At 67.4% G+C, this 24,223-nt stretch carries 16 protein-coding genes; 6 read left to right on the forward strand and 10 right to left on the reverse strand.

All coding sequences use genetic code 11. From position 1 onward, the window contains the following. Nucleotides 1–146: 146 nt before the first annotated feature. Nucleotides 147–1,367 carry a M24 family metallopeptidase gene (locus tag LNV23_RS01705; protein ID WP_263561357.1) on the forward strand — a complete coding sequence of 407 codons (1,221 nt, stop codon included), beginning with the start codon at nt 147–149 and terminating at the stop codon, nt 1,365–1,367. 31 nt (nt 1,368–1,398) lie between these two features. Here the strand turns inward: LNV23_RS01705 and LNV23_RS01710 are convergent, their stop codons facing one another. From LNV23_RS01710 to LNV23_RS01720, 3 genes are all read right to left on the reverse strand, one after another. After that, the gene (locus LNV23_RS01710) at nt 1,399–1,977 is read right to left on the reverse strand and encodes a hypothetical protein (protein ID WP_263561358.1); all 579 of its coding nucleotides are present in this window, start codon (nt 1,975–1,977) and stop codon (nt 1,399–1,401) included. A gap of 21 nt (nt 1,978–1,998) precedes the next feature. Continuing rightward, nucleotides 1,999–2,817, reverse strand: a complete 819-nt coding sequence (locus tag LNV23_RS01715) for a carbon-nitrogen hydrolase family protein (protein ID WP_263561359.1) — start codon at nt 2,815–2,817, stop codon at nt 1,999–2,001. 184 nt (nt 2,818–3,001) lie between these two features. Then, complete coding sequence (locus LNV23_RS01720) at nt 3,002–7,183, reverse strand: YhdP family protein (protein WP_263561360.1); 4,182 nt, start codon at nt 7,181–7,183, stop codon at nt 3,002–3,004. 245 nt (nt 7,184–7,428) lie between these two features. Between LNV23_RS01720 and glnE the strand changes: the two genes are divergently transcribed. From glnE to LNV23_RS01745, 5 genes are all read left to right on the forward strand, one after another. Continuing rightward, complete coding sequence (gene glnE, locus LNV23_RS01725; protein ID WP_263561361.1) at nt 7,429–10,215, forward strand: bifunctional [glutamate--ammonia ligase]-adenylyl-L-tyrosine phosphorylase/[glutamate--ammonia-ligase] adenylyltransferase; 2,787 nt, start codon at nt 7,429–7,431, stop codon at nt 10,213–10,215. Further along, a complete protein-coding gene (gene rrtA / locus LNV23_RS01730) occupies nt 10,212–10,805 on the forward strand; it encodes a rhombosortase (RefSeq protein ID WP_263561362.1) in 594 nt (197 codons plus the stop codon). The genes glnE and rrtA overlap by 4 nt, the downstream gene beginning before the upstream one ends. A 158-nt stretch (nt 10,806–10,963) precedes the next feature. Beyond that, nucleotides 10,964–11,863 carry a DMT family transporter gene (locus LNV23_RS01735; protein WP_263561363.1) on the forward strand — a complete coding sequence of 300 codons (900 nt, stop codon included), beginning with the start codon at nt 10,964–10,966 and terminating at the stop codon, nt 11,861–11,863. Between the two features lie 111 nt (nt 11,864–11,974). Continuing rightward, nucleotides 11,975–12,406: a hypothetical protein gene (locus LNV23_RS01740; protein ID WP_263561364.1), complete on the forward strand. Its 432-nt coding sequence runs from the start codon at nt 11,975–11,977 to the stop codon at nt 12,404–12,406. A 328-nt stretch (nt 12,407–12,734) separates the two neighbouring features. Then, on the forward strand, nt 12,735–14,708 hold the full coding sequence (locus tag LNV23_RS01745) for a methyl-accepting chemotaxis protein (RefSeq protein ID WP_263561365.1): 1,974 nt from the start codon (nt 12,735–12,737) through the stop codon (nt 14,706–14,708). 5 nt (nt 14,709–14,713) lie between these two features. On the opposite strand, the gene LNV23_RS01750 is transcribed toward LNV23_RS01745, so the two are convergent. The 7 genes from LNV23_RS01750 to LNV23_RS01780 form a co-directional block, all read right to left on the reverse strand. Further along, complete coding sequence (locus tag LNV23_RS01750) at nt 14,714–15,877, reverse strand: serine hydrolase domain-containing protein (RefSeq protein ID WP_263561366.1); 1,164 nt, start codon at nt 15,875–15,877, stop codon at nt 14,714–14,716. A 272-nt stretch (nt 15,878–16,149) separates the two neighbouring features. Continuing rightward, nucleotides 16,150–18,165: a sensor domain-containing diguanylate cyclase gene (locus LNV23_RS01755; protein ID WP_263561367.1), complete on the reverse strand. Its 2,016-nt coding sequence runs from the start codon at nt 18,163–18,165 to the stop codon at nt 16,150–16,152. Nucleotides 18,166–18,316: 151 nt separating this feature from the next. After that, nucleotides 18,317–19,825 (reverse strand): FAD-binding domain-containing protein, encoded by a 1,509-nt coding sequence (locus LNV23_RS01760; RefSeq protein WP_263561368.1) that lies wholly within the window; start codon nt 19,823–19,825, stop codon nt 18,317–18,319. A 102-nt stretch (nt 19,826–19,927) separates the two neighbouring features. Beyond that, nucleotides 19,928–21,529, reverse strand: coding sequence for an AbgT family transporter (locus LNV23_RS01765; protein ID WP_263561369.1), 1,602 nt, complete (start codon nt 21,527–21,529; stop codon nt 19,928–19,930). Between the two features lie 37 nt (nt 21,530–21,566). After that, nucleotides 21,567–22,403 carry a GDSL-type esterase/lipase family protein gene (locus LNV23_RS01770; RefSeq protein WP_263561370.1) on the reverse strand — a complete coding sequence of 279 codons (837 nt, stop codon included), beginning with the start codon at nt 22,401–22,403 and terminating at the stop codon, nt 21,567–21,569. A gap of 113 nt (nt 22,404–22,516) precedes the next feature. Next, on the reverse strand, nt 22,517–22,774 hold the full coding sequence (locus LNV23_RS01775; RefSeq protein ID WP_263561371.1) for a MoaD/ThiS family protein: 258 nt from the start codon (nt 22,772–22,774) through the stop codon (nt 22,517–22,519). Next, nucleotides 22,771–23,988, reverse strand: a complete 1,218-nt coding sequence (locus LNV23_RS01780; protein ID WP_263561372.1) for a beta propeller repeat protein — start codon at nt 23,986–23,988, stop codon at nt 22,771–22,773. The genes LNV23_RS01775 and LNV23_RS01780 overlap by 4 nt, the downstream gene beginning before the upstream one ends. Nucleotides 23,989–24,223: the final 235 nt, after the last annotated feature.

Below are 24,223 nucleotides of genomic sequence, written 5' to 3' on the forward strand. Positions count from 1 at the left end.
TCGTTAGGCTTGACGCTGGCATGCGATGGGCCGCGTCCTTGGCCCGCTTTGTACGCGATAGACCCAGACCGCCGCGGCTTATCGGGCTTTGCGGTTAAAGTATTCTTTAAATATATTTATTGACTGACTTGCAACGGAGTTCAACGATGACACGAGGCGTGGGCGGCAGCACCGCATCCGAAGCCCTGGCCGAACTGGCCCGGCAATTCCAAGGCCAGGCGCCGGTGACACCGATCGGCCTGGACGAGTACCGCCAGCGCGTGGCCGCCGCGCAGGCCCTGCTGCGCCAGCAAGGCCTGGCCGCTCTCTACGCCCATGCCGGCACGAATATGCGTTACTTCAGCGGCACGGTCTGGCACCCGAGCGAGCGCCTGGTCGGCCTGATCATCCCAGCCGAAGGCGAGCCGCAGTACATCGCCCCGGCGTTTGAAGAAGGCACGCTGCGCGAGTACATGGTGCTGCCCGGCGCCTTGCATGTCTGGCAGGAGCACGAGAGCCCCTACGCCCTGTGCCGCCGCGTGCTGGCCGGCTTGGGCCTGGGCGCCAGCGCCAGCCGCCTGGCCATCAGCGAGGACACGCCGCTGTTCGTGGTCGACGGCCTGCAGCGCGAGGGCCTGGCCTGGGTCAATGCCAAAGCGGTGACGGCAGCACTGCGCATGCGCAAGTCCAGCGCCGAGTTGGCCTTGATGCAGCGTGCGCACGACCTGACCCTGGCCGTGCATCAGGCCGCCGCCAGCATGCTGCATGAAGGCATCAGCACGACCGAGGTCGAGGCCTTCATCGCCGCGGGCCATCGCGCCGTCGGTGCGCGCGGCTCTTACTTCTGCATCGTGCTGTTCGGGGCCGCCACGGCCTTTCCACATGGGGTCAAGGAGGCGCAGTGCCTGCGCGAGGGCGATATGGTGCTGATCGACACCGGCTGCCTGGTCGAAGGCTATATGTCCGACATCACGCGCAGCTATGTCTTCGGCACGCCCAGCGCGCGCCAACGCGAGATCTGGAATCTGGAGCAAGCGGCGCAGGCCGCGGCCTTTGCGGCCGCGCAGATCGGCACGCCCTGCTGCGAGGTGGACCGCGCCGCACGCCGCGTGATTGCGGCCGCCGGCCTGGGGCCGCGCTATGAACTGCCCGGCCTGCCCCACCGCACCGGCCACGGCTGCGGCCTGGACATCCACGAGTGGCCCTATCTGGTCGACAACGACGACACCCCCTTGGCGGCCAGCATGTGCTTCAGCAATGAACCCATGATCTGCGTGCCCGGCGAGTTCGGCGTGCGCCACGAAGACCATGTCTACATGACCGAGGCCGGCCCGCGCTGGTTCAGCCAGCCCGCGCACTCGATCGACGACCCCTTTGGTCTGGCTTGATTGATGGCGTCAGGCGCAAGGGGCCTGACGACTACTCAGGCCATTTGAGTTCCAGCAACTCGCGCAGCAAGGTATTCAAATTGCTGCGGATCGCGGCCTCGCTGGCCATGCGCATGCGCTCATTGGGGTCCAGCATGGCGGAGCCGAATTCGGTGGTGTGCAGGGTGCGCAGCTTGCGCTCATAGACCGTGCGGCCGCCGCGCGATTCGACCACGGTGTAGCTCAGCGTCACCGCCACCTTGGCATCGAGCACGGCCACCATCGGTTGATCGAGTTGCACCAGGTTGACGCGCAGCTCATAGCGCGCCTCGGCTGGGCGCGGCGCATACAGACCGGTGTCGCGCAACGATTCCTCCAGCGCTTCCTGCAAGGAACTGTTGCTGATCTTGGCGCCCCAGAAGCGTCCGGTCGGCTGGCCGCCGGACACCGGCATCAGCTGCATCTGCGCGCGCAGGCCGTTCGGCACCCAGCTGCGCAGCTGCAGACTCTCCGCCTGGCCCAGGCGCATGGCCGGCGCATCGGCCGGTGTGCCGCAGGCCGCCAGCAGGGCAGCCAGGCCACAGGCCAGCAGGCAACGTCGCGTCAAATGCAGAGACGGAATCGAAAGCATGGCGATGGAGACGACAAAAGGTCAGAGCCGGCGGTGCTGCAGCGCCGGCAGCTGCGCGCGCACGTCCGCCAAGCGGCTCGTGTCGACATCGGCCAGCACCAGACCCTCGCCTTCCGGCAGGCAGCCCAGCACCTCACCCCAGGGGTCGACGATCATCGAGTGGCCCCAGGTCCTACGGCCATTCTCATGCCGGCCACCCTGGGCCGGTGCCACGATATAGGCCTGGTTTTCGACCGCACGAGCGCGCAGCAGCAGCTCCCAATGGGCCTGGCCGGTGGTGTAGGTGAAGGCCGCCGGCACGCAAAACAGATCACAAGGCGCCCGCCCAGGCTGAAAGCTCATGGCGCGATAGAGCTCCGGGAAGCGCAGGTCGTAGCAGACGCTCAACCCCATATGCAAATCGCCCGCTTGCACGGTCACCGGCTCGCTGCCGGCCTCCAGCACCCGACCCTCGTCATAGGCCTCGCGGCCGTTGTCGTAGCGAAACAAATGAATCTTGTCGTAACGCGCGGCGCGTCGGCCATCGGGCGCGTAGACACAGCAGGCGTTGCGCACCCGGGCCGGGTCGGCCGTGCGCAGCGGCAAGGTGCCGCCAACCAGCCACAGGCCCAGTTCGGCCGCGGCCTCGCTGAGCGCCCGCTGGATCGGTGCCTGCACATCGCCGTCACTCTCGGCCAAGGCCAGCTTGTCGCCGTCCTGCCGGCCCATCAGGCAAAAGTACTCGGGCAGGGCTGCCAGCTGCGCGCCCTGTGCCGCCGCCTCGGCCAGCCAGTGGCGGGCCCGGGCCAGGTTGGCGCCCACATCGGGGCCCGACACCATCTGAATCGCAGCAATCTTCATGGCTTCATCTTCGTTCTACGTGTATTCGGCGGCAGGCTGCTGTCGGCACATTGCTGAGATTCAAATGCAACCACAGAGGCACGGAGGCACAGAGCTAAAACCAATTCAGCTTTGTATTTCTCTGTGCCTCTGCGCCTCTGTGGTTGCCTTTTGTATTCGGCTGCTTTGTGCCGATCGCTGAAGCTCACGGCTGGCGGGCCCCGCCGCTGGCCGGGACGGCGGCTTCATCGGGCTTGTGCTCGACCTTCTCCACCTTGGGCTCCACCCAGGTGCCGGTGATGTGGAACTCGCGTGTGCTGGCTGCGGCCAAGGGCCGGCTCAGCAGAAGCTGAGCGAGGAAGGTGCCCAGGCCGATGGCCGGGTTGATCGCTGCATAGGCCAAGGAGGCGCCGCCGGCGTTCAGGTCGGGCACCACCAGCACGCGCAGGTTCTGGGTTTCTGCGGCAAGGTCGGCCCGCCCTTCAAGCAGCACTGAAGCCTGCACGCCCTGGGTGCGCAAATTGCTGCTGCTGGCCACACCCTGCTCGATCTTGACATCGCCCTGGATGCCATCGAAGGTGAAACCCTCGGCAAAGACATCACGGAAGTCGAACAGGAAGCGCCGCGGCAAAGACTGCAAGCTGAGCACGCCAAGCAGGCGGCCGACCCCCGGCTCCACCGTCAGGAACTGGCCCGACTGCAAGGCCACATGGAGCTGGCCACTCATGCTGGCGTAATCGGGCGACAGAGGCGAACCCGCCCAGCCGATCTGGCCGGTCAGCTCACCGCGGCCGCCACGCAAGACCCGACCCTGGCCCATGCGTTCGAGCAGGCTGCCGGCATCCAGCAGCTCCAGCTTCCAGTCCAGCTCGGTGCGGCGCTGCGGTCGCCCGGCTTCGTTGTTGACCCAGCGACCGCTGCCATTGAGCACGGCATCGGCAGACTTGAGCTGCAGCTTGTTGAGATGCCAGTCTCGCTGTGGCCCGCTGGCACGCGCCTGCACCTCAAGCCGACCCAGCTGCTTGCCGCGCAGCTCGAACTCGTCCACCACGATGTCGAGATCGGGCACGCTGGTGTCGGCCGGGCCGTCCTCCGCCCCGGCGCTCTTGCCGGCCAAGAGCTGGCTGACCGAATCGGCCTCCTGGCGTGGCAGGGAAAGCCGGCTCAGGCGTGCATGGACCAGGCCGCTGGCACCACCGCGCAGCTCGACCTGGCCGCTCATCTGCTCGGCATCAAGATTGAAGCGCCAATGCCGGGCATCGACACCAGGCACGCGGCTGGCCCCCAGCAGCAAGCGATTCAGGGTGCGCCCGGACAGCTGCAGTGCGGTCGCACGCATGGCGATCTGATTGGGCAGGTAGGGCGAGTCCAGCGCCCCGACATCGCCGGGTGCCGCAGTGGCGGCGCCATTCGGGCGGCCCAGGGCCTGGCGCCAGGCGTCGAGGTTGAGGCTGTCGAAATTGGCGCTCAGCTGCACACCGCTGGCCGGCAAGGGCGGCAGGTTGTCCTGCACGGCCAGGGCGCCGCGCAGCACGCGGGCCGGCTCCACGGTCAGGTCTCGCTGGTAATGGGCCAAGACGGTATTGCCCAGCTCCAGCCGAAGTTCATCGCGAGCGGATTGGGTGGCCGCGCCGGCCAGGGGCGCCAGCACGGTCTGCACGCGCAGGGCCAGCATGCTGTCGGCGTCCTTGCGCAGCGGTGCCGGCAAATTGAGCGCCAAGCCTTGCAGATTGCTGCTCAGATTGAACTCGGGCTGACCATGGCTGATGCCCAGCTGCAGGCGATAGGCCGCCTGGCCGCTGGCTGCCTGCAAAACCGGCGCCAGCGCATTGAACTCGGGAAGGCGGCGCAGCGCTTCGGCCGTGGCTACCCCTTGCGCACTGAAGCGCAAGCTGCCGTCACTCTGGGTGCCGCCCTCAATGGCCGCATCACCGCCAGCCACGCGGGCCTGGGCGCCGATCACCTTGACACCGACCTGGTCGAATTCGACCCGCCCGCGGGCATTGCCCAGCAGCGGAATGGACGGCCGGATGCGCAGCTCATTGCCTCCGAGCTGCACGGCACCGCGCACCCTGCTATGGGACAGGTCGTGCAGCGGCAGGCTCAGATTCAGCTTGAGCGCGGCCGGGCCCGTGGCCGTGGTCTGCGCCAGCATGCCACCGGTCCAGCCATGGACCGGCGAGCTGCGCACATAACGCAGCAGCTCCTGTGCCGGGCCGCTGCCGCTGCCCTCGATCTCGAGCACCTGTTTGTGCAGCAGATCCTTGATGCCACCGCTGATGCCGCTGAGCTCGTAGCCCAGCACACGGGCCTGCCCGCGGCGGATGGCCATACCGCCGCGCTCGAACACCAGCTCGGCGCTGACATGCTCAAGCGCCGGCCAGCTCAGCGCCTGGCCCGGTTCGGCCGGGGGCACATAGGCGAGGTCGATGTCGCGCGCCTGCGTGCTGATGCGGAACTGGCCGCTGCGCTCGTTCTCGAACGGGAACTCATGCAGGGGGCCTCGTACTTTGAAGTTGATGGCCCGGGCCTCGCCGCCGCGGATGGCGTCACGCACATAGTGCAAGGCATGATCGCCGACGGCCAGGGGCAGGTAGGCGACCACACGGCGCGCGTCCACACGATCGATCTTGCCGCTCAGGTCCAGCCAGCCCGGGGAGTGCACCTCGCTGCCGGCGCGCCAGGTGGCGGAGAACTCGCCGCGCAGGTCGGCGTTGGCCAAGGCCAGGTCCTTGACCTGCAGCTCGAAGCGGCGGCCCGGCTTGGCCGCCGGGTCGATCAGCCAGCTGAGCTGCGCGCTCAGCTGCTTGAAGGGGGGCAGCGGGGCTTGGAAGATGCCGGGGAAGTCCAGGCGCCCGCCTTCAGCCAGGCTGAGCGTCGCCCGTCCGCCGCGCTCATGGGCCTCCAGCTTCAGGCTCAGCCCATCGAAACCAGGCCGGCCCGGGTGAACCACAGAAGGGGCAGTGGGCAAGGCCAGTCCGGGCTGCGAGGCTGCGGCTGCGGGGCTGTCCGGCGCGGGCCGGGCGGCCATGCGCAGGCCGTCCAGCTGCGCCTTGATCTGGTAGCTGCGAGGCGCTTCCAGCGGGCCGTCCCAGCGCGCCGACAGCTCACTGAGCACGCCCTGCGGTGCCAGATCGGCCAGGCGGGCCCGCGCCGCCTCACCGACCGGCAAGCGCTGCAGCAGCTGGGCCAGCAAAGCCATGTCCAGGCGCTGCACCTGCAACTCGCCACCCACGGGCGCTGCCAGCGCGGCACTGGCGGCCGCGGTGCTGCTGGCTGCGGCCAGCTGCGGCTTGGCCAGACGCAGGCGCAAGCCCCAATCTGAGCGCGGCCAGACCGTGCCGTCGCCGCTGACAAAACCGAGCTGGCGCGCCTGCAGTGAGAGCAGCTGCGCTTCATTGAGCAGTTGCAGACGGCCTTCGATGCGGGTCAGATCGAGCAGCTCGGCCTTGGGTTCCAGGCGCAGCTTGACCGAGCGCAGGGCCAGGTCCACGGTCACGCCCTGGGACTCGCCCTTTTTGTAGTCGAGCCAGGCGCGCAGGGCGCCGTCACCCTCGCTGAGCTCGAAAGGCAGGTCGACATGGCGGCGCAGCTGGTGCAGGTCGGCGCGCGGCAAGTCGGCATAGAGCTGGCCGCTCCAGCTGCGCAGCTCGGACGGGCGCTTGAGCAGTTGCTGGCGGAACTGGCCCTGCAGGCTGAAACGCTGGCCCCAGTCGGCGGGCGGTGTCGCGTCGAGACGGAAGTTGTGCTCGCGCAAGCCATTGCGCAGCACCAGGTTCAGGTCGGCCAGCTCCAGCGGCGGCGCGGCTCGGCGCTCGTCCACCCAGCGGATGCGGCCCTTAAGGATGACAAGCTCGTGCTGGCTGAGCAGCCAATCCGCCCAGGCCTCGGCCATATCGGCGGTCTGCACCTGGGGGGCGGCGTCCATGCTGAGGCCGGCGACAAAGATGCGGCCCTGGCGGTCGCGACGTATCTCCAGCTGCGGCGTGTCGATCAGCAATTGCTCGAAACGCAGTTGCAGGGCCAGCACCGAACGCGCCGACAAGGCCGCGGCCACCTTGGGCAGGCGCAGGGCTTCGCGGCCTTGCGGGTCGAGCAAGCGCACATCGCGCATCTCCAGGGCCGGCACCCAGCCACCCGAAGTGACGGTGATGCTGCCGATGCGCAGCGGCACGCCCAGGGCAGCCGAGGCCCGCTGCTCCAGCTGCGGGCGCCAGTCGTCAATATGCGGCAGCACCAGCCAATGCAGGGCGAGCCAGGCCAGCAGCACCAGACCCCAGGCCAGCAAGAGCAGGCCCGCCGACCAACGCGCGGCCCGCAGCAGCCAGCGCGCCGGGCGACGCCACCCGAAGTGGCCAGTAGGACGGACTCGGCTGAGCTCGGGCATGAACGGTTATCGGGTCCGGCTCACCGGCGCAAGGCTTGGAAAAGACAAAACAAACGACGGCACAAGGCAGGCGCGGCGGGGCTGGCAAGGCCGGCAAACGGGCAAGTTTTGACGCTTGCCGTACCAGGGCTTTTCTCGGACTTTTCTCGGGCATTGAAGTTTCTGCATACTTCAGCCCTTCTCGCCCGCAAAGCAGCCCTGCCAAGCCCCGCCGAATCTAGCACAGCCATCTGTTCCATCCACCCATGACCGAGCCTCAATCCGACCGCATGGCCACTGCCGCTGCTCCGGCCAGCCCTGGCGCTCTTGCCGAGCACAGCCGCTTTGTCCAGCGCGTGCGGCGACGCTATGAGCGGGAACTGCCCCTGCTGCCGGTCGGCCTGCCCACGCGCGAGGGCATGCAGTCCCTGGTCAGCGCCCTGCAAGCCCAGGGCCGCAGCCTGGCCGGCGCCCTGCGAGTGGCGCGCCATCTGGTGCTGGAACGTTTGGCCGTGCTCGACATCGAAGCTGGCGCGGCCATGCACGAGATCACCGAGGCCATGACGCACCTGGCCGAGGTCAGCCTCTGCCTGGCCCTCACGGCAGCGCGCGCAGAACAAGACCTGGTGGCCGGCGCCCCGCGCAACGAGGCCGGTGAAGTGATCGACTTTTGGGTGCTGGGCATGGGCAAGCTGGGCGCCCGCGAGCTCAATGTCTCGTCGGACATTGACCTGATTTACGTCTACGAGGACGAAGGCCAGACCGACGGCCCGCGCCCGGTCTCGGCCCACGAGTACTTTGCCGGCGTGGCCAAGAAGCTCTACGCCTTGATCGGCGAGGTGACGGACGACGGCCAGGTCTTCCGCGTCGACCTGGCCCTGCGCCCCAATGGCAACTCGGGCCCGGCCGCCGTCAGCATGGCCATGCTGGAAGAGTATTTCCTGGTGCAAGGCCGCGAGTGGGAGCGCTTCGCCTGGCTCAAGAGCCGCGTCGTGGCGCCGCTGGAATCGGTGCAGAACGGCCGCGCGCTGGCGCTGCGTTCGCTCGTGACGCCTTTTGTTTACCGCCGCTACCTGGATTACGGCGTGTTCGAGGGCCTGCGGCAACTGCACCGCAAGATCCGCGACGAGGCCCAGCGCCGCGCCGTCGGCCGGCCCGAGCGGGCCAATGATGTGAAGCTCTCGCGCGGCGGCATCCGCGAGATCGAGTTCATCGTCCAGCTATTGCAGGTGGTGCGCGGCGGGCATTTCCCCGAGATCCGCACCCGCTCCACCGTCAAGGCCCTGAGCCGGCTGGCCAGCCTGGGCTTGATGAAGCCGGACACGGCCGCCAAGCTCAGCGAGTGCTACGAGTTCCTGCGCCGCGTCGAACACCGCATCCAGTTCCTGGACGACCAGCAGACCCACTGCCTGCCCTCAGCCGACGCGGACCTGCTCTGGATCGCCAACAGTCTGGGCATGGTGTGCCGACCCGAGGGTTGTGAGCTGCTGGAACGACTCTGCGAGGTTCGCGAAACCGTCGCCAATGAGTTCGACGCCCTGCTGCACGACAGCCAGGCCCCCGGCCCGGCTGGCGGCCCCAAAGGCTGCCGCAGCTGCAATGGCCCGGCCCTGCCGGTCGATGCCGAGGAGTTCCTGGCCAAGCTGCAGCCCGAACTGGCCGTGGCCGTGCGCCGTTGGGCCAGCCAGGCGCGGGTGCAGAACCTGCGCGAGGACTCGCGCCTGCGCCTGGCCAAGCTGGTCGGACGCGCCGCCATGGCGGTGCGTGACGAAGGCTGCAGCCTCGACGCCGCCCTGCGCTTTGTCGACTGGATGGAGCCGCTGCTGCGGCGCGAGAGCTATCTGGCCTTGCTGGTCGAGCGCCCCTCGGTGCAGACCCGGCTGCTGCGCCTGCTGGGCCTGGCGCGCTGGCCCATGCGCTATCTGATGCAGCACCCGGGCGTGATCGACGAGCTGGCCGACAACCGCCTGCTCAGCGAGCGCTTCGACGGCCCCAGCTTCCTCAGCGATCTGCAGGCCCGCCACGAGGCCTGGGAGCGCAGCGGTGAAGCCCACGAGGAAGCCCTGCTGGACACCTTGCGCCGCGCCCACCATGCCGAAGTCTTCCGCACCCTGGTGCGTGACATCGAAGGCCAGATCACGGTCGAGCAGGCCGCCGACGAGCTCTCGGCCCTGGCCGACGCGGTGCTGCAATGCACGATTGACTGGACCTGGGCCCGCCTCAAGCAGGCCCACCGGCCGCAGCCGCGCTTCGCCGTCATCGCCTACGGCAAGCTGGGTGGCAAAGAGCTGGGCTATGGCGGCGACCTGGACGTGGTCTTCCTCTTCGACGACGAGGACGAAGCCGACAAAGACCTGGTGCCCGAGGTCTACGGCGCTTTTGTGCGCAAGCTCATCACCTGGCTGACGGTGCGCACCGCCGCCGGCGAGCTCTTCGACATCGACACCGCCCTGCGGCCCAATGGCAACTCGGGCATGTTGGTCACCTCGCTAGCCTCGTTCGAGAAGTACCAGACCGGCCGCGGCAGCAACACCGCCTGGACCTGGGAACACCAGGCCATCACCCGCGCCCGCTTCTGCGCCGGCGATGCCAGTCTGGCGGCCCGCTTCGAGGCGGTGCGCAGCCATGTGCTGACCGCGCCGCGCGACCATGCCGCCCTGCGCGAGGAAGTGAAGGCCATGCGCGAGAAGGTGCGCGCGGCCAAGCCGGTGCGCGCCGGTTGGTTCGATCTCAAGCACAGCGCCGGCGGCATGATGGATGCGGAGTTTGCGCTGCAGTACCTGGTGCTGGCCCATTCGGGTGCCCACCCCGAGCTGATCCCCAACCTCGGTGTCATCGCCCTGCTGCAAAGGGCCGAGGCCGCCGGCCTGCTGCCGGCCGGTGTGGGCCGCGCCGCTGCGGACGCCTACCGCGAGCTGCGCCGCGCCCAGCACCGCGCCCGTCTGGACGAGCAAGCCACCACCTTTGACGAGGCTCACCTGGACGAGCTGGGCTTGCGCGCCCAGCGCGAAGCCATGCTGGCGCTCTGGCGCGCCGTGTTCGAGGCCGCTTGAATTCGGCGTTCGCACAGGCCCGCGCCTGGCTGGGCCTGTGCGCCCTGCTGGCGGCCGGCGCCCTGATGGCCGGCGTCCTGCCCAGCGCCACGCTGGACTGGCAGCCCGGCCTGGCCGCGAGCGAACCCTGGCGCGCCTGGAGCGCCGCCTTCGTGCACTGGAGCCTGTTGCACCTGGGCGCCAATCTGGCCGGCTGCGCCGTGCTCGGCGCCCTGGGCCTGAGCGCCCGCCTCGGCACGCCCTGGGCCCTGGCCTGGTTCGCCGCATGGCCAATGACGCAATGGGGGCTGCTGCTGCAGCAAGAAGAGCTGCTGCACTTTGGCGGCCTCTCTGGCGTGCTGCATGCCGGCGTCGCCGTGGCCGTCATCGCTTTGCTGCAGCGCCCCGGCCGCGAGCGCCACATCGGCCTGGCCATCGCCGCCGGCCTGATCACCAAGCTCTGGCTCGAACAAGCCTGGACCGGCCCGGCCCTGCGCCAGGTGCCGGGCTGGGACATCGCTGTGGCACCGTTTTCGCATTTCAGTGGGGCGGTGGCTGGTGGAGCCTGCGCAATGATGGCCACGTGGTGGACTCGGGTGAGCACTAAGTGAACAGGTGAACAAGTGAACGGGTGAAGCAATGCGTCGCCCTCCACCATTCACCATTCACCATTCACCATTCACCATTCACCATTCACCTGTTCGCCTGTTCGCCTGTTCACCTGTTCACCTGTTCACCTGTTCACCTGTTCACCCGTTCACCCCCACCCATGCCCCGCCACACCCACCTCGACTCCCGCGCCATCGTCCTGCTGCTGATCTGCTGCGTCATGTGGGGTCTGAACCAGGTGGCGGTGAAGGCGGCGATGAGTGAGATGGGGCCGCTCTGGCAGGCCGGGCTGCGCTCCTTGGTGGCGACGGTGCTGGTGGCGCTGTGGGCGAAGTGGCGCGGCATTGCGCTGTTCCAGCGCGATGGCAGCTTGCGTGGCGGATTGCTGGCCGGCGCCTTGTTCGGGCTGGAGTTCGCCTGCATCTTCATCGGCCTGCAGTACACCAGCGCCTCGCGCATGGTGGTGTTCATCTACCTGAGTCCCTTTGTCGTGGCCCTGGGCATGCCCTTCATCTCGGCCAGCGAGCGCCTGGCGCCGCGCCAGATCGCCGGCCTGGTGATGGCCTTCGCGGCGGTGGCCTGGGCCTTCTCGGAAGGTTTCCATCAAGAAGAAGCCAGCCGCCCTTTGCAATGGCTGGGCGACAGCCTGGGCGTGCTGGCGGCTCTGCTCTGGGGCGGCACCACCCTGGCCATACGAGGCAGCCGCCTGTCCAGCGCCAGCGCCGAGAAGACCCTGCTCTACCAGCTGGGCATCTCCGGCCTGGGCCTGAGCCTGGCCGCACTCTGGGTCGGCGAGCCGCTGCCAGCCGAATGGACGCTGCGCCTGAGCGGCCTGTTCTTCTTCCAGGCGGTGATCGTCAGCTTTGCCAGCTACCTGCTGTGGTTCTGGATGATCCGCCACTACCCGGCCACCCGCCTGGCCAGCTTCACCCTGGCCACGCCCCTGTTCGGCCTTCTGGCCGGCGCCTGGCTGCTGGGCGAAACCATCAGCCCACGCCTGGGCCTGGCCTTGCTGGCCCTGGCGGCGGGGGTGGCCTTGGTCAATCGAAGGGCGCAATAGGGGACAGGCCAGGCAGCGCGACGCCTCGCCCCCGTACGAGCCCGAATTGCCGGGCGCTGCGGCTGACCGCATGCTGCATGGCCGCGCACCTCGGAACGTCGGAGCCCGCCCATGAACAAGTTCTTTCGCCTTCTCTTGCCCACCCTGCTCGGCTTTGCCCTGGGCAGCGCCGTCAATATGGGGCTGATCATGGCGGGTGGCTCGCTGATCCCGCCGCCCGAGGGCGCCGATGTCAAGACCATGGAAGGGCTGCAGGCCTCGCTGCACCTGTTCGAGCCACGGCACTTCCTGATGCCATTCTTGGCCCACGCACTGGGTACGGGCGCCGGCGCCCTGTTGGCCGCCTGGCTGGCACCCAATGCCTCGCGAGTGCCTGCTTTTGTGGTGGGGTCAGTCTTCCTGCTGGGCGGCATCGCCAATGTCCTGCTGCTGCCTGCACCAGTCTGGTTCAACACCTTGGACCTGCTGCTGGCCTACTTGCCCATGGCCTGGCTGGCGCAGAGCCTGGTGACGCGCCTGCGCCGAGCCGAGGGGCAGGGCTGAGGGTGCGCAGCCCTTTCCTGACGGCCTTCGATTTCGGCGAACGCCCGCTCCAGCCTAGGGTCGGCCAGTTGCTGGGCCTGGCCTGGCTGTAGCGGCAGGGTCGCCGGCGGGCGCGTCGCGCGCAGACAACAGGGGGCCGATCGAGCACAAGCGCCTGAAAGCCTGGGCGCCCATAGTTCTCGGTCCGACGCTCAAGTTTGGTGCGCGGCCGGCCGATAGCCCCTATTTGCAATCCTTTGCAATACCATTTGACGCCAGCGCCTTCGCGCTCTGCCGCTCCTGTGCGCCCGCAAGCTTCGCTACCACCACACTTCATCCAGCCACGCTCATGCGCCCACAAACTTCATCGCAAACTGACTCGGTCCCCAGCACCCCAGCCTGGGCCCGCCCCGGCGTGAATTGGTTCCGCAAGATGATGTTCCCGGCCAAGGCCGCGGTGATCTTGCTGCTGCTGGTACTGCCCTTGTTGCTGACCCTGGCCGCGCTGATCTCTGACCGGCAGTCCGCCAGGGAGAGCACCGCGGCCGAGCGCACGGGCCTGGCTGCGATCCAGGCCATTCTGCCGGCCATGGAGGCGACCCAGCTGCTGCGCCGTGGCTTGGTCGACCGCGCCAATGGGGTGGAACGCAGCGATCTGCCGGCCCTGCAAGACAAATTCAAGCAGGCCATCGAGCTGCTGCACAAGGAAACCAAACCGCGGCTGGACGGCTTCGCCGACAAGGGCGATGAGCATTGGAAGCCCTTGATGGCCGTCGTGGACAGCGTCACGCGCCAGAGCAGCCAGGGCTTGAGCGCCGCCGAGGTGCGCAAGCCCTATGTCGAGATCAGCGGCCATCTGGGCGACCTGGTCAAGCATGTGGTGGACGCCAGCGGCCTGGCCCTGGACCCCGAAGGCGACAGCTACTACATGATGATGGCGGCCACCATCCACCTGCCCCAGCTGATGGAAAACCTGGGGCTGACCCGCGGCGCCCTGGCTTCGTATGTACAGGACCCGAAGTCGCAGCGCCTGGCCACGGCCGCCGCCAGCCTGGCCGTCGACAAGGCGGAGCTCGCCAATCTGAGCGAGGGCCTCGCCCACGCCATGGAGTTCAACCCCGCCCTGGCCAAGCTCAAGCTGGAAGAAAAGATGGCCGGAGCGCAGGCCTTCGTCACGCGCTACGAGGCCATGCTGCAGCAGGACGAGGTCAGCGATCGCAAGCCCGGCGACATCGTCCAGGAAGCCACCGCGGTTCTGGTTGAACTGAGTGCCATGCAGAAGACCATTGCCAAACAATTGGACCAGTTGCTGGAAGCACGCCAGCAACGCTTGTTCCATGCCATCGTCTACGGTGCCAGCAGTGCCCTGGCCCTGCTGCTGGCCGGGCTCTACTTCTTCTACTGCTTCTACCGCGTCATGAACTCGGGCATCCGCACCCTGATTCTGCGCATGCGCGCCATGGCCGGCGGCGATCTGACCGACACCCTCACCCCCAAGGGCAGCGACGAAACCGCCATGCTGATGGGCGCGCTGGCAGAGATGCAGCAATCACTGCGGGCCACGGTCCGCGAGGTGCGCGAAGCGGCCGATGTGATCAAGCTCTCGGCCGATGAGGTGGCCACTGGCAGCATGGACCTGTCGCAGCGCACCGAGCAGGCCGCCGCCAATCTGGAGGAAACCGCCTCGGCCATGGAGGAGATCAGCTCCACCGTCAGCAACACCACCGACGGCGCCGCACAAGCCGCCGGCGTCGCCGCGCAGAACGTCAAGCTGGCCGACCAAGGCGGGCAGGTGATCGAGCAGGTGGTCACCACCATGTCCGAGATCCAGGACTCCAGCCGCCGCATCGGCGAAATCATCGGCGTGATCGACAGCATCGCTTTCCAGACCAATATCCTGGCCCTCAATGCGGCGGTCGAAGCCGCCCGGGCCGGTGAGCAAGGCCGCGGCTTTGCTGTGGTGGCCAGCGAGGTGCGGGCCCTGGCCCAGCGCAGCGCCGAGGCCGCGCGCGAGATCAAACAACTGATCGTGGCCAGCGGTGAACGGGTCGAGGTGGGCAACCGCATCGTCAGCGAGGCCGGCACCACCATGCGCGCCATCGTCGAGAGCACCAGCAAGGTCGGCAGCCTGCTGCAAGGCATCTCCAGCGGCGCGCGCGAGCAGGCCCAGGGCATCGACCAGGTCGGCAAGGCCATCCACGAACTCGACCAGATGACGCAGCAAAACGCCGCCCTGGTCGAAGAAACGGCCGCCGCCTCCAGCGGCATGCGCCAGCAGGCCGATCAGCTGGCCCGCGCGGTCAATACCTTCAAGCTGCCCTGATCGACCTAGGGCGCCGTAGCGGATGCCGGCGCCGAGGTGCTTGCGGACGGCGGTGGTGTCAAGCGCGCCGCATGCATCAGCCGGATCACCTGCACCAAATCCCGCGCCGAGAAGCGGCTGCCCGCCTCGGTGTCGACCCGGTGCACCATCACCAGGCGCTGCAGCGGATAAACGCCCAACATATGCACATCCAGCCCGGTGTGAAAGAAAGCCGGCGGGTCTTCCGGCCGAGCTGGCAGCAGCACATCCCAAAGCCAGCCATAGGCCAGACCCCACTGCGGCTGCACCAGGGACACGGGCTGGGTGCTTTGCCGAATCCAATCGCGAGGCAGCAGCTGTCGGCCTCGCCAGGCGCCGCCCTGCAGATAGAGCTGGCCATACAAGGCCAGATCATGGGCACTCAGGCGGAAGTGCTGGGCGGGGTAGCGCGAACGCGAGGGCTCGTGCTGCGTGAAGCCGTCCAGCTTTGCCAACCAAGTCAGCCCGGGCTCAGCTTCGCCTTCGATCCATTGGCCGATGCGCGCCTGCCAATCCAGCATGCCTAGCGGCTTGGCAATGTCGCGATCGAAAGCCTCGAACACCGGCCCGCAGGCGCGCTCCAGCACGGCCGCCGCGACATTGAAATCCCAGTTGTTGTAGTGCCAGTGCGTGCCCGGCGCATGGCTGCCGCGCGGCGGCTTGGCCGCCTGCATGCCCTCGCTCTCGGCTGCGGCCGGGTGGTAGATGCCTGAGCGCGACTGCAGCAGCTGCAGCACCGTGGCGCGGCGCTCCTCGGCCGAGAGCGCGGGCGGCACATCGTCAATACCCAGCTCGGCCAGCGTGGCCTCGAGCCGCAAACGCCCTCGCGCCACACATTGCCCGACCAGGGAGTTCAACACTGCCTTGCGCATGGAATGCAGCAACAAGGGCTTGCGCACATCGCCCCACTCGAAGAACACCCGGCCCTCGTGCAACAAGAGCATGGACGAAGAACCCGAGCGCGCGAGAAAGGCGGCCAGTTCCTCCAGGCGCTGTGCGTCATACCCGGCCTGAGCCGGGCTGACACGCGAAAAGGCATCCTCGGCCCGGACTGCGGCGACCGGGCCGAGCAGCGCTGCCGCCAGGCCGAACCCCGAGAATCGGCGGCACCAGCACGGAGTGAGTTTGCGATGAAGTGAGCGTTCGGGCATGGGTCGAGCACGGGCGATGCGCAGGCACATCCAAGGTGAACGACAGGCTAGCATGCCTATGAAGAAGGGCTGTGGGCAGCGGCCAAGCCGCCAACACAGCGAGCTGCCCTAGTGACCTGTAGCGCAGAAATCAGAAGTGCCCTGGCTCGCGATATGCGCCGCCTATCTGCCTTGCAAATGCTTGCGATGCCGCAGGGCATCGCTGTGCTTCGCGCCTTGCCAGTCAGCCCATCTCGCAAGCCTTTCCACTCCCATGTCAATGTTACGGGCCACTAGCCTGCATTCGCGCCGCTGGGCCCTGGCCCTGCGCTGCGCACCTGATTGCGCCCGGCCTGCTTGGCTTCGTAGAGCGCGTGGTCGGCTTGTGCGATGAGGTCTTCCAACTTGCTGCCACTTTCCGGAAAAGTGGCAACGCCCAAGGACATGGTCACGTGCAGGGACTGCGCCTCATGAATGATCAATCGTTCAGACACGGCCTGACGCAGCTGCTCCGCTCGCCGCAGCGCGCTGTCCAAGCTGGTACGCGGCAGGAGCAGCAAAAACTCCTCGCCCCCGTAGCGACAGGCCACATCACTGTCACGACAGACGGACAGCAAAAGCTGGCCGATCTCGCGGATCACGGCATCGCCAGCCAGGTGGCCGTGGCGATCGTTGATGTGCTTGAAGTGGTCGATGTCCAGCAAGATGAAGCTGACCGGCTGGCCGGCGCGGCGCGCCTCCGACAGCTGGCGTTCGGCCATGTTCTGGAGGCCTCGGCGGTTGAACAGCCCCGTCAAGGCATCATGCGCCGCCAGCGAGACCAGCAATTCATTGGCTGACGCCAATTGGGCCGTGGACGCCTTGTGCTCGCTGATGTCTTGATGAACGGCCACCCAGACTGAGCCATAGCGCTGATGCGGTAGCACCGACACGGCCGCATGGCTCCAGAAGCGCCCCCCGTCTTTGCGCAGGTTCTCGACGTCTCCCTGCCAAGCGCCATGCTGCGTCAGCTCCGCCATGATTTCGGCCGCCAGCTGTTCCGGCGTGGACACCGAAGGCGCGTTCAGCACACTGACCGCGCGGCCCAGCAGCTCACCCTCGGCGTAGCCAAACAGCGCATCAAATTTGGGGTTGGTGAAAACGATCTGCCCTGTTTCGACCTGCACCAGGCACACGCCCCCCTGCATGTTCTGCAGGACGGCGCCACTGACTCGCAGCTCGTCTTCGCGGCCGGCGGCCACTTCCAGCATGTGATTGAAGCCATCGATCAACTGCCCGACCTCATCGCGCACCTCGATGGCCAATGCCTTGGGCGTGGTGGCTTCTGCATTGAAGGACGCCACCTCTCGGGCCGCGAGCGCCAGGGGTCGCAAAAGGGCGCGCAAGCGCCAGCCCATCAGCAGCACTGCCGCCAGCATCACCCCCATCGCGGACCAGAGCACGCTGCGCTCCATGGCGCGCACCGGCGCGAAAGCCTCGGCGGTTGGCAAGGTGGCAATCACGATCCAGCCCGCGAGCGGAATCCGCCCCGAGGCGGTGAGCACTTCGACCCCGAGAGAGCTCACATTGACCGCGGGTCCATCAAAGCCCAGCAAGCGTCGGTCCAGCACCGCGTTGACCCCAGGCGCTGGCAAGGGCTGCATGATCAGCTTGCGATTGTTGGCGGTGGCGCTGACAAACAAGCGGCTCTGGGGGTCGACGATCAGATAGCCCCCCGTGCGCCCGTAATGGCTGGCGGTGAAACTGTCCAGAAAATTCGGGCGGCTGAGGTCGATCACCCCGGCGATGGCCCCAATCACCTGTCCTTGCGCGTCCTTGATGGGCACGGTGATGGCAAAGCTCGGGGCCATCACCCGCTTGCCGATCACGGGCTTGCCCACCGCCACCCGGCCCGCGCGCAAAGCGGCGGCAATGTGGTCTCGGTCCAAGTAATTGACGCCTGTGCGGCCCATCTTCGGCAGCTCAGCCAGAGCCAGCCCGTCCCGGTCCGTCACAAAGATGCCTGCATTGAACAAGAGCATGGTCAGCTTGCGCTGCTCCAGCAGTTGTTGCAGCCGCTCAGGCTGCTGCAAGGTGGCACTGTCAATGCTTTGCGCCAGCAGCTGCAAAGCCTCGGTCCGCTCGCGGAAGCTCTCAACAATCTCGGCGCTGACCAGAGACACCGTCGCCACCTGCTGATCACCGAGTACGCGCTCCATTTCGGCACGCAGGATGTAGCTGGCCGTCATTGCCAGCAAAGCCAGGCTGAGCAGCACGACGGCCAAACCACTGATCAAGATTCGGCGTTTGAGACTGGCAACGGTCTTCACAACGCAAAAGTGGGGGTGACCATGCTTGCAGTGGGCCACATCAACATGATGCACGCCACCTATTTATTCAGGCCCATGGTGCCGGCATGATCTCGCGCAAACCGTCGGAGACGGCCGAAGCACGACCACCTCGTGCGGCTTGCCGAGGCTCTCAGAACAGACACTGCTGCGCCGGGTTGGCCGGTTTGGGTGCGCTCTTGCCCCGGAGCTTGGCGGTCGAAGGCAAGCCACTCTTGCGCGAGCCATGTTTGTCCTGGATGCGCTCGGCCTCGGCCTGCGCCTCGGGGCTGCGGCGCTGGCCGTAGAGCGCCTCCTTGGCGAGGGCCAGAGCGGCGCGTTCGTCGACGATAGGCGCGGGGTAGGCCGCCGTGCCCAACTCGGGCAGCCAGCGGCGCTGGTACTCGCCCAGCGGGTCGTGCTCGCGCGCCTGCTTGGCGGGCGAGTAGATGCGCAAGGTGTTGATGCCGGTGGTACCCGACTGCATCTGCATCTGGCTCCAGTGGATACCGGGCTCGAAGTCGAGGAACTGGCGCGCCAGGAACAGGCCCGGTTCGCGCCAGTGCAACCACAGGTGATAGGCCGCAAAGCTGACCAGCATGGCCCGCATGCGGAAGTTCAGCCAGCCGGTGGCGCGCAGCTGGCGCATGCAGGCGTCGACCATGGGGTATCCGGTACGACCTTCACACCAGGCCTCGAAGCGCTCGCGGTCGGCGCCCTCCAGCGGCGTGCGCTCACCGGGTCGCAAGCCATCGACGGCGCGAGCCAGATTGCGCCATTCCAGCGCCGGCTCATCCTCCAGCTTCTGCATGAAATGGCAGTGCCAGCGCAGCCGGCTGGAGAAGCCGCGCAGGCCGTAGGCCAGACTGCGGTCCTCCGTGCTGGCGATGCGCCGCTCGGTGGCCTGGTGCACCAGGCGCATGGAGATGGTGCCGAAGGCCAGGTGGGCGCTGAGCCGGCTGCAGCCCTCGGCCGCGGTGAGCGGGCTGGACAGCGCGCTGCGGTAGTCGCGCCCGCGGCCCTCGAGAAAGCTGCCCAGGGTCTGCCAGGCGGCACGCTCGCCGGCCGGCGTGGCCGGCACGGCGCTGGGTGTGAAGCCCAAGTCATGGAGCCCGGGCAGCGGCGCGGGCCGCGGATCCAGCCAGGGCTTGAAGCCCAGGGGCCGCGGCAGCGGCGCCGCATCCATGCGCTGGGCCCAGAGAGAGGCCCAGCCGCTGCGCGACTTCAGGCGCCGCACCACACCGGTTTGCGGCCACTCCTGCCAGGCCACGCCGCGGGCGCGGCACCAGCGGGCGACCTCGATGTCACGAACATAACTCCAGCCCGTGCCGGTTTCCTCGTGGCTGAGCAGGTGGCTGAAAGCCAGTTCCTGGCGCAGCTGTTCCAGCACCGCCACGGCCGAGCCCACGCGCACAATCAGGGGCAAGCCGATGCGGGCCAGGTCTTGCTGCAGCGCCTCGGCACAGGCCAGCAGGAACTCGACATGCCGAGCCTCGCACTCGGGGCTCTGCAGCCACTCGGGCTCGATCAGCAGCAGGGCCGCCGCGCGCTCAAACTGCGTGGCTTCCACCAGCGGCGCATGGTCGCGCAAGCGCAGGTCGCGCTTGAACCAGACCAAGGCGGTAGGGGTGGAAGGGTGGGAGGATGCGGTCAGGGGCCTCATGCGGGGCTGCGCGGGCGGCGTTCGTGCCACCCCCACAGCGGCCCGCAGACTAGCGCGAAAGCCAAGGCCTCGGGGCCGGCGGGGCTTCCGCGGCGCCAGCCGTCAAGGCAGGGGGTAGACGTAGCTGGCACCCACGCCCAGAGGGAAGCCCAGAGCCCAGAAGCCCAACAGGAAGGCCGTCCAACCGACCAGCAGGGCCAGCGAATAGGGCAGCATCAAGGCCATCAGCGTGCCGATGCCGGCGCCCTTCACATACTTCTGGCAGAACACCACGATCAAGGGGAAGTAAGGCATCAGGGGCGTGATGATGTTGGTGGAGCTGTCGCCGACACGGTAGGCCGCTTGCGTCAGATCGGGCGAGATGCCCAGCTGCATCAGCATTGGCACCATGATGGCGCCGATCAGCGCCCACTTGGCCGAGGCGGAGCCGATCAGCAGATTGACCACGCTGGTCAGCAGCACCATGCCGATCAAGGTGATGCCCGTGGGGAAGGCCATGTCCTTGAGCCAGCTGGCGCCCTTGATGGCCAGCAAAGCGCCCAGGTTCGACTGACCAAAGGCGTAGATGAACTGCGCGCAGAAGAAGGCCATGACGATGTAGTAGCCCATGCCGCTCATGGCCTTGCTCATGCCCTTGACGATGTCGGCATGGCTCTGGATGCTGCCCGAGGCATAGCCGTAGACCACGCCCGGGATCAGGAAGAACACAAAAATCAGCGCGACGATGGACTTCATCAGCGGAGCCGCGGCCGCCGCCAGCTCGCCCGCCGGGCTGCGCCAGGCCGAATCCGCCGGCAGCACCGCCGCCACGAACAGGCCCGCGGCCACCAGCGTGACCAGGCCGGCCATCAGCAGGCCGCGTTTTTCCTTGGCGCTCAGGGGCTCGATCTTGGGCAGCTCGGCCGGGTCACCATCCACCGCCGTGCTCTTGCGCAGGCGCGGTTCGATCAGCAGATCGGTCACTGCCCAGCCCAGCAGCACGATCATCAGGGCCGAGGCGGAGGTGAAATAGAAGTTGTTGAGCGGGTTGATGACGATGGCCGCCGCGGCCGGGTCGGCCGACAAACGGGCCGCCACCTGGGTCAGGCCGGCGAGCAAGGGGTCCAGGCTGGACGGGATGAAGAAGGTGGCCGAGAAACCGCCCGACACTCCGGCAAAAGCCGCCGAAATACCGGCCAAGGGGTGGCGTCCGGCGGCATAGAACATCACCGCGCCGAGCGGGATGACCAACACATAACCTGCATCCACCGCGACATGGCTGAGGATGCCCACCGCGATCAGCACCGGCGTCAGCAAGGCGCGTGCAGTGACGGCCAGGATGGCCCGCAAGCCGGCGTTGATGAAGCCGGTGTGCTCCGCCACGCCCAGGCCCAGCATGGCCACCAGCACCACACCCAGCGGTGCGAAGCCGGTGAAGTTGGTGACCAGGCCCGAGGCAAACGCGGCCAGGGCGGCACCCGAGAGCAGGTTCTTGATGGCGATGGGTTGCTGGCTGCGCGGGTCGATGTCTGTGAACTGCATGTCCGACATCCACCAGGACAGCAGCCAGACCAGCACCATCAGCAAGGCAAACAGAATGGCCGGATCGGGCAGCTTGTTGCCCAGACGCTCCACGGCGTTGAGGCAGCGTGCGGCCCAGGGCAAGGCAGCCTGGTCCTTGTGCTTGTCGTTGCTGCTGCTGTTGTTGTTGCGAGCGGTGTTCATGGGATCAGGGTTCGCTTTCGTGTCGAGATTCTTTTTCTCAGGCCAGCGCATCCGCCCACAGCGGCGCGAGTTTTCTCCAGCCGCGGGCATTGGGGTGGATCTCATTTTTCCAGTCGCCGCTGCTGCCGGTGCTGCCTTCCGCAGCGGGCTGCAGTTGGCCCGAGGTGGGCACGGCCTGGACGCCGGCATGCGCCTGGGCCCAGCCCTGGACCACCGCCTGGATTTCTTGGAACAGACCGCGGGTGAGCGTAGGCCAAAGTACGGGGTCGATCTGGTTCTTCACATAGGCCCGGTAGAGCCAAGGCCCGATCGCGCCGTCCAGTGCCGGCGCATTGCGCGCCGTGGGCGTGTCGTAGCCATTCAGAAACATGGGCGTGTCGGCATTGAGCGGGCTGTCGCGCAAGGCCTGGACCATGGCGCTGAAATTGACGTCCAGGTAATGCCGCAGCAGGCTCAAGGCCTCGGGCCGAACGCAGGCATAGCCATCGCTCGGCAAGGGCTGGCCGGCCATCTCGCGCAGCAAGCCCTCGCCCGGCTTGGGGTCGCGTGCCGCGTCGATGAAATCATTGCCTCCGGCGCTGAAAAGCACGCCGTCAAAACGCTGCTGGCGCAACCACCAGACGTAATCGCCTTGCATGGTCTGCTCGATGCGCTGCAGGGTCTGGCCCGAAGTGGAGACATTGATGATCAGGCAGCTCTGGCCGCGCCGATTGAACTCCTGTACCAGGTAATAGGGCAGCGAGCCCTGGGCCAGGGCGCTGGCGTCCATCCAGGAATCGCCCTCCGCCAGGTAGGTACGCTCGAAGGGGCCTTTGCGATCCACACGCTCGGGGTGGGCCAGGTACTGCGCGCCGCTGATGAGAACTGAGCTCATAAACACTCCTCCTCGTCGGGCCGCACAGGCCCTGTTTGTTCGGAGCGCACAGCCTCCGGCAAGCGCCATGGCGGCGCCAGACGGGCTTTCCCCAGGTCTGGGCCGCGGGCTCCTCAGCCGCCGCTGAGTGCCAGCACCACGGCCACGAAGTCGTCCGCCGCCAGCCCATGCTGCATGTCGCGCACGCCCTGGCCGTTGACGAAGATCCGCATATTGGCGCGCAGCTGCCCCTGCTCATCGACCACCCGGAAACGCAGGCCCGGGTAGCGCCGGTCGAGGTCGGTGAACAAGGCGTCCAGCGTCTCGCCCTCGGCCTCGACCTGCAGATCGCGCGTGTAAGAGCGCAGCGCGGCCGGCACCATGACCCTCATGCGAGCTCGGCCACTTCGACCGCGTAGATCTCCGGCAGATGGCGGGCGAGGTTCTGCCACTTCGCACCTTCCTCGCGGCCGATCCAGAGCTCGCCGCTGGTGGTGCCAAGGTAGAGCGCCGGTTTCGCCTGCGCATCCACCGTCATGGCCTGACGCTTGATCGTCCACCAGGCCTGGCTCTCGGGCAGGCCCTGGTCCAGGCGCTGCCAGGTCTTGCCGGCATTGCGGGTGATGTAGGCCGCAGGCTGGCCGCCCGGGGCGGTACGCGGCCAAACGTCTTGCCCGTCCATGGGGAAGACCCAGGCCGTGTCCGGGTCGCGCGGGTGCACCACCATGGGAAAGCCGATATCGCCCACGCGCTTGGGCATCTTGCGCCCGATGCGCTGCCAGACATCCTCTTCAGCCCGGCCCCTGCGGTCCAGGCGGTAGATGCCGCAGTGGTTCTGCTGGTAGAGCCGGTCCGGTTGTGTGGGGCAGATGCGCAGGCAATGCGGGTCATGGAAGGTGATGGTGTTGGGGTCAAAACCGCCGACGACTTCCATGCCCTGGACCAAGGTGCTCCAGCTCGCCCCCCCGTCGCGCGATTCATGCACGCCGCCGCCCGACATGCCGAAGTAGAGATGCTGGGGGTCGCGCGGGTCGACGATCACCGAATGCAGCTTGGGGCCGTCCGGCGTGCCGTCCTGGGCCGAGCCCATCCATTCGCGGAACTGCGCGCTGTCGTTGACCGAGGCCAGCGGCGCCCAGCGCTCACCGCCATCGTCAGAGCGGAACAGGCCTTGCGGCGAGGTGCCTACATACCAAGTGCCCGGCTCGCTGGCATGGCCGGGCGTCAGCCAGAAGCTGTGATCGACCGAGCGAGCGGGCAGGCTGCTGCCAGCCGCTGGCGCTGCAAAGGCGGGCGGCTGCACGGCCTCCTTCCAGCTGCGGCCCAGGTTGGTGGAGCGAAAGATCGTCGGGCCGAGGTGGCCGGTCTTGGCGGCTGCCAGCAGGGTGCGGCCATCTCGTGGGTCCAGCATCAAATGGCTGATGATGTGGCCCAGGAAATGCGGGCCGTCGACCGTCCAGCTCTTGCGCTTGGCATCGCTGTGGAAGAACCAGGCGCCTTTGCGGGTGGCCACCATGAGCAGCAAGCGGGTGGCCGGGGCGGCGGCGGATCGGGCGCGGGCCGATCCTGGTTTCTTGGCGGTGGCTGCGGCAGACGTTCGACTCATGGCGGGGCTCCGTTTCTCTTTCCGGTGATGTAGCGGGCTGCGTGACAGGAATAGCCGCAGGCAAAGCTGCGGTCAGACCACGACGAACGGCCGGGAGCAAGATCGACAGGCCGCCAGAGAAAGAATGAAGGAAAGAAGAACAAGGAAAGCCGCGCGTCACGCGCCGAGCAAGTAGCCCCATCAGCTCATTTTGGGCGCCTTCCGAGGGCACCGTCATGCGCGTTTGTGCCAGTGC

Origin of the sequence: Kinneretia sp. DJ1R-11 (assembly GCF_025717595.1) — a bacterium.
In the GTDB taxonomy this organism is placed as follows: Bacteria; Pseudomonadota; Gammaproteobacteria; order Burkholderiales; family Burkholderiaceae_C; genus Paucibacter_A.

Coding starts and splice junctions, on each gene's coding strand:
- LNV23_RS01705 (WP_263561357.1), top strand. CDS start 147: ATGACACGAGGCGTGGGCGGCAGCACCGCATCCGAAGCCCTGGCCGAA.
- LNV23_RS01710 (WP_263561358.1), bottom strand. CDS start 1,977: ATGCTTTCGATTCCGTCTCTGCATTTGACGCGACGTTGCCTGCTGGCC.
- LNV23_RS01715 (WP_263561359.1), bottom strand. CDS start 2,817: ATGAAGATTGCTGCGATTCAGATGGTGTCGGGCCCCGATGTGGGCGCC.
- LNV23_RS01720 (WP_263561360.1), bottom strand. CDS start 7,183: ATGCCCGAGCTCAGCCGAGTCCGTCCTACTGGCCACTTCGGGTGGCGT.
- glnE (WP_263561361.1), top strand. CDS start 7,429: ATGACCGAGCCTCAATCCGACCGCATGGCCACTGCCGCTGCTCCGGCC.
- LNV23_RS01735 (WP_263561363.1), top strand. CDS start 10,964: ATGCCCCGCCACACCCACCTCGACTCCCGCGCCATCGTCCTGCTGCTG.
- LNV23_RS01740 (WP_263561364.1), top strand. CDS start 11,975: ATGAACAAGTTCTTTCGCCTTCTCTTGCCCACCCTGCTCGGCTTTGCC.
- LNV23_RS01745 (WP_263561365.1), top strand. CDS start 12,735: ATGCGCCCACAAACTTCATCGCAAACTGACTCGGTCCCCAGCACCCCA.
- LNV23_RS01750 (WP_263561366.1), bottom strand. CDS start 15,877: ATGCCCGAACGCTCACTTCATCGCAAACTCACTCCGTGCTGGTGCCGC.
- LNV23_RS01760 (WP_263561368.1), bottom strand. CDS start 19,825: ATGAGGCCCCTGACCGCATCCTCCCACCCTTCCACCCCTACCGCCTTG.
- LNV23_RS01765 (WP_263561369.1), bottom strand. CDS start 21,529: ATGAACACCGCTCGCAACAACAACAGCAGCAGCAACGACAAGCACAAG.
- LNV23_RS01770 (WP_263561370.1), bottom strand. CDS start 22,403: ATGAGCTCAGTTCTCATCAGCGGCGCGCAGTACCTGGCCCACCCCGAG.
- LNV23_RS01775 (WP_263561371.1), bottom strand. CDS start 22,774: ATGAGGGTCATGGTGCCGGCCGCGCTGCGCTCTTACACGCGCGATCTG.
- LNV23_RS01780 (WP_263561372.1), bottom strand. CDS start 23,988: ATGAGTCGAACGTCTGCCGCAGCCACCGCCAAGAAACCAGGATCGGCC.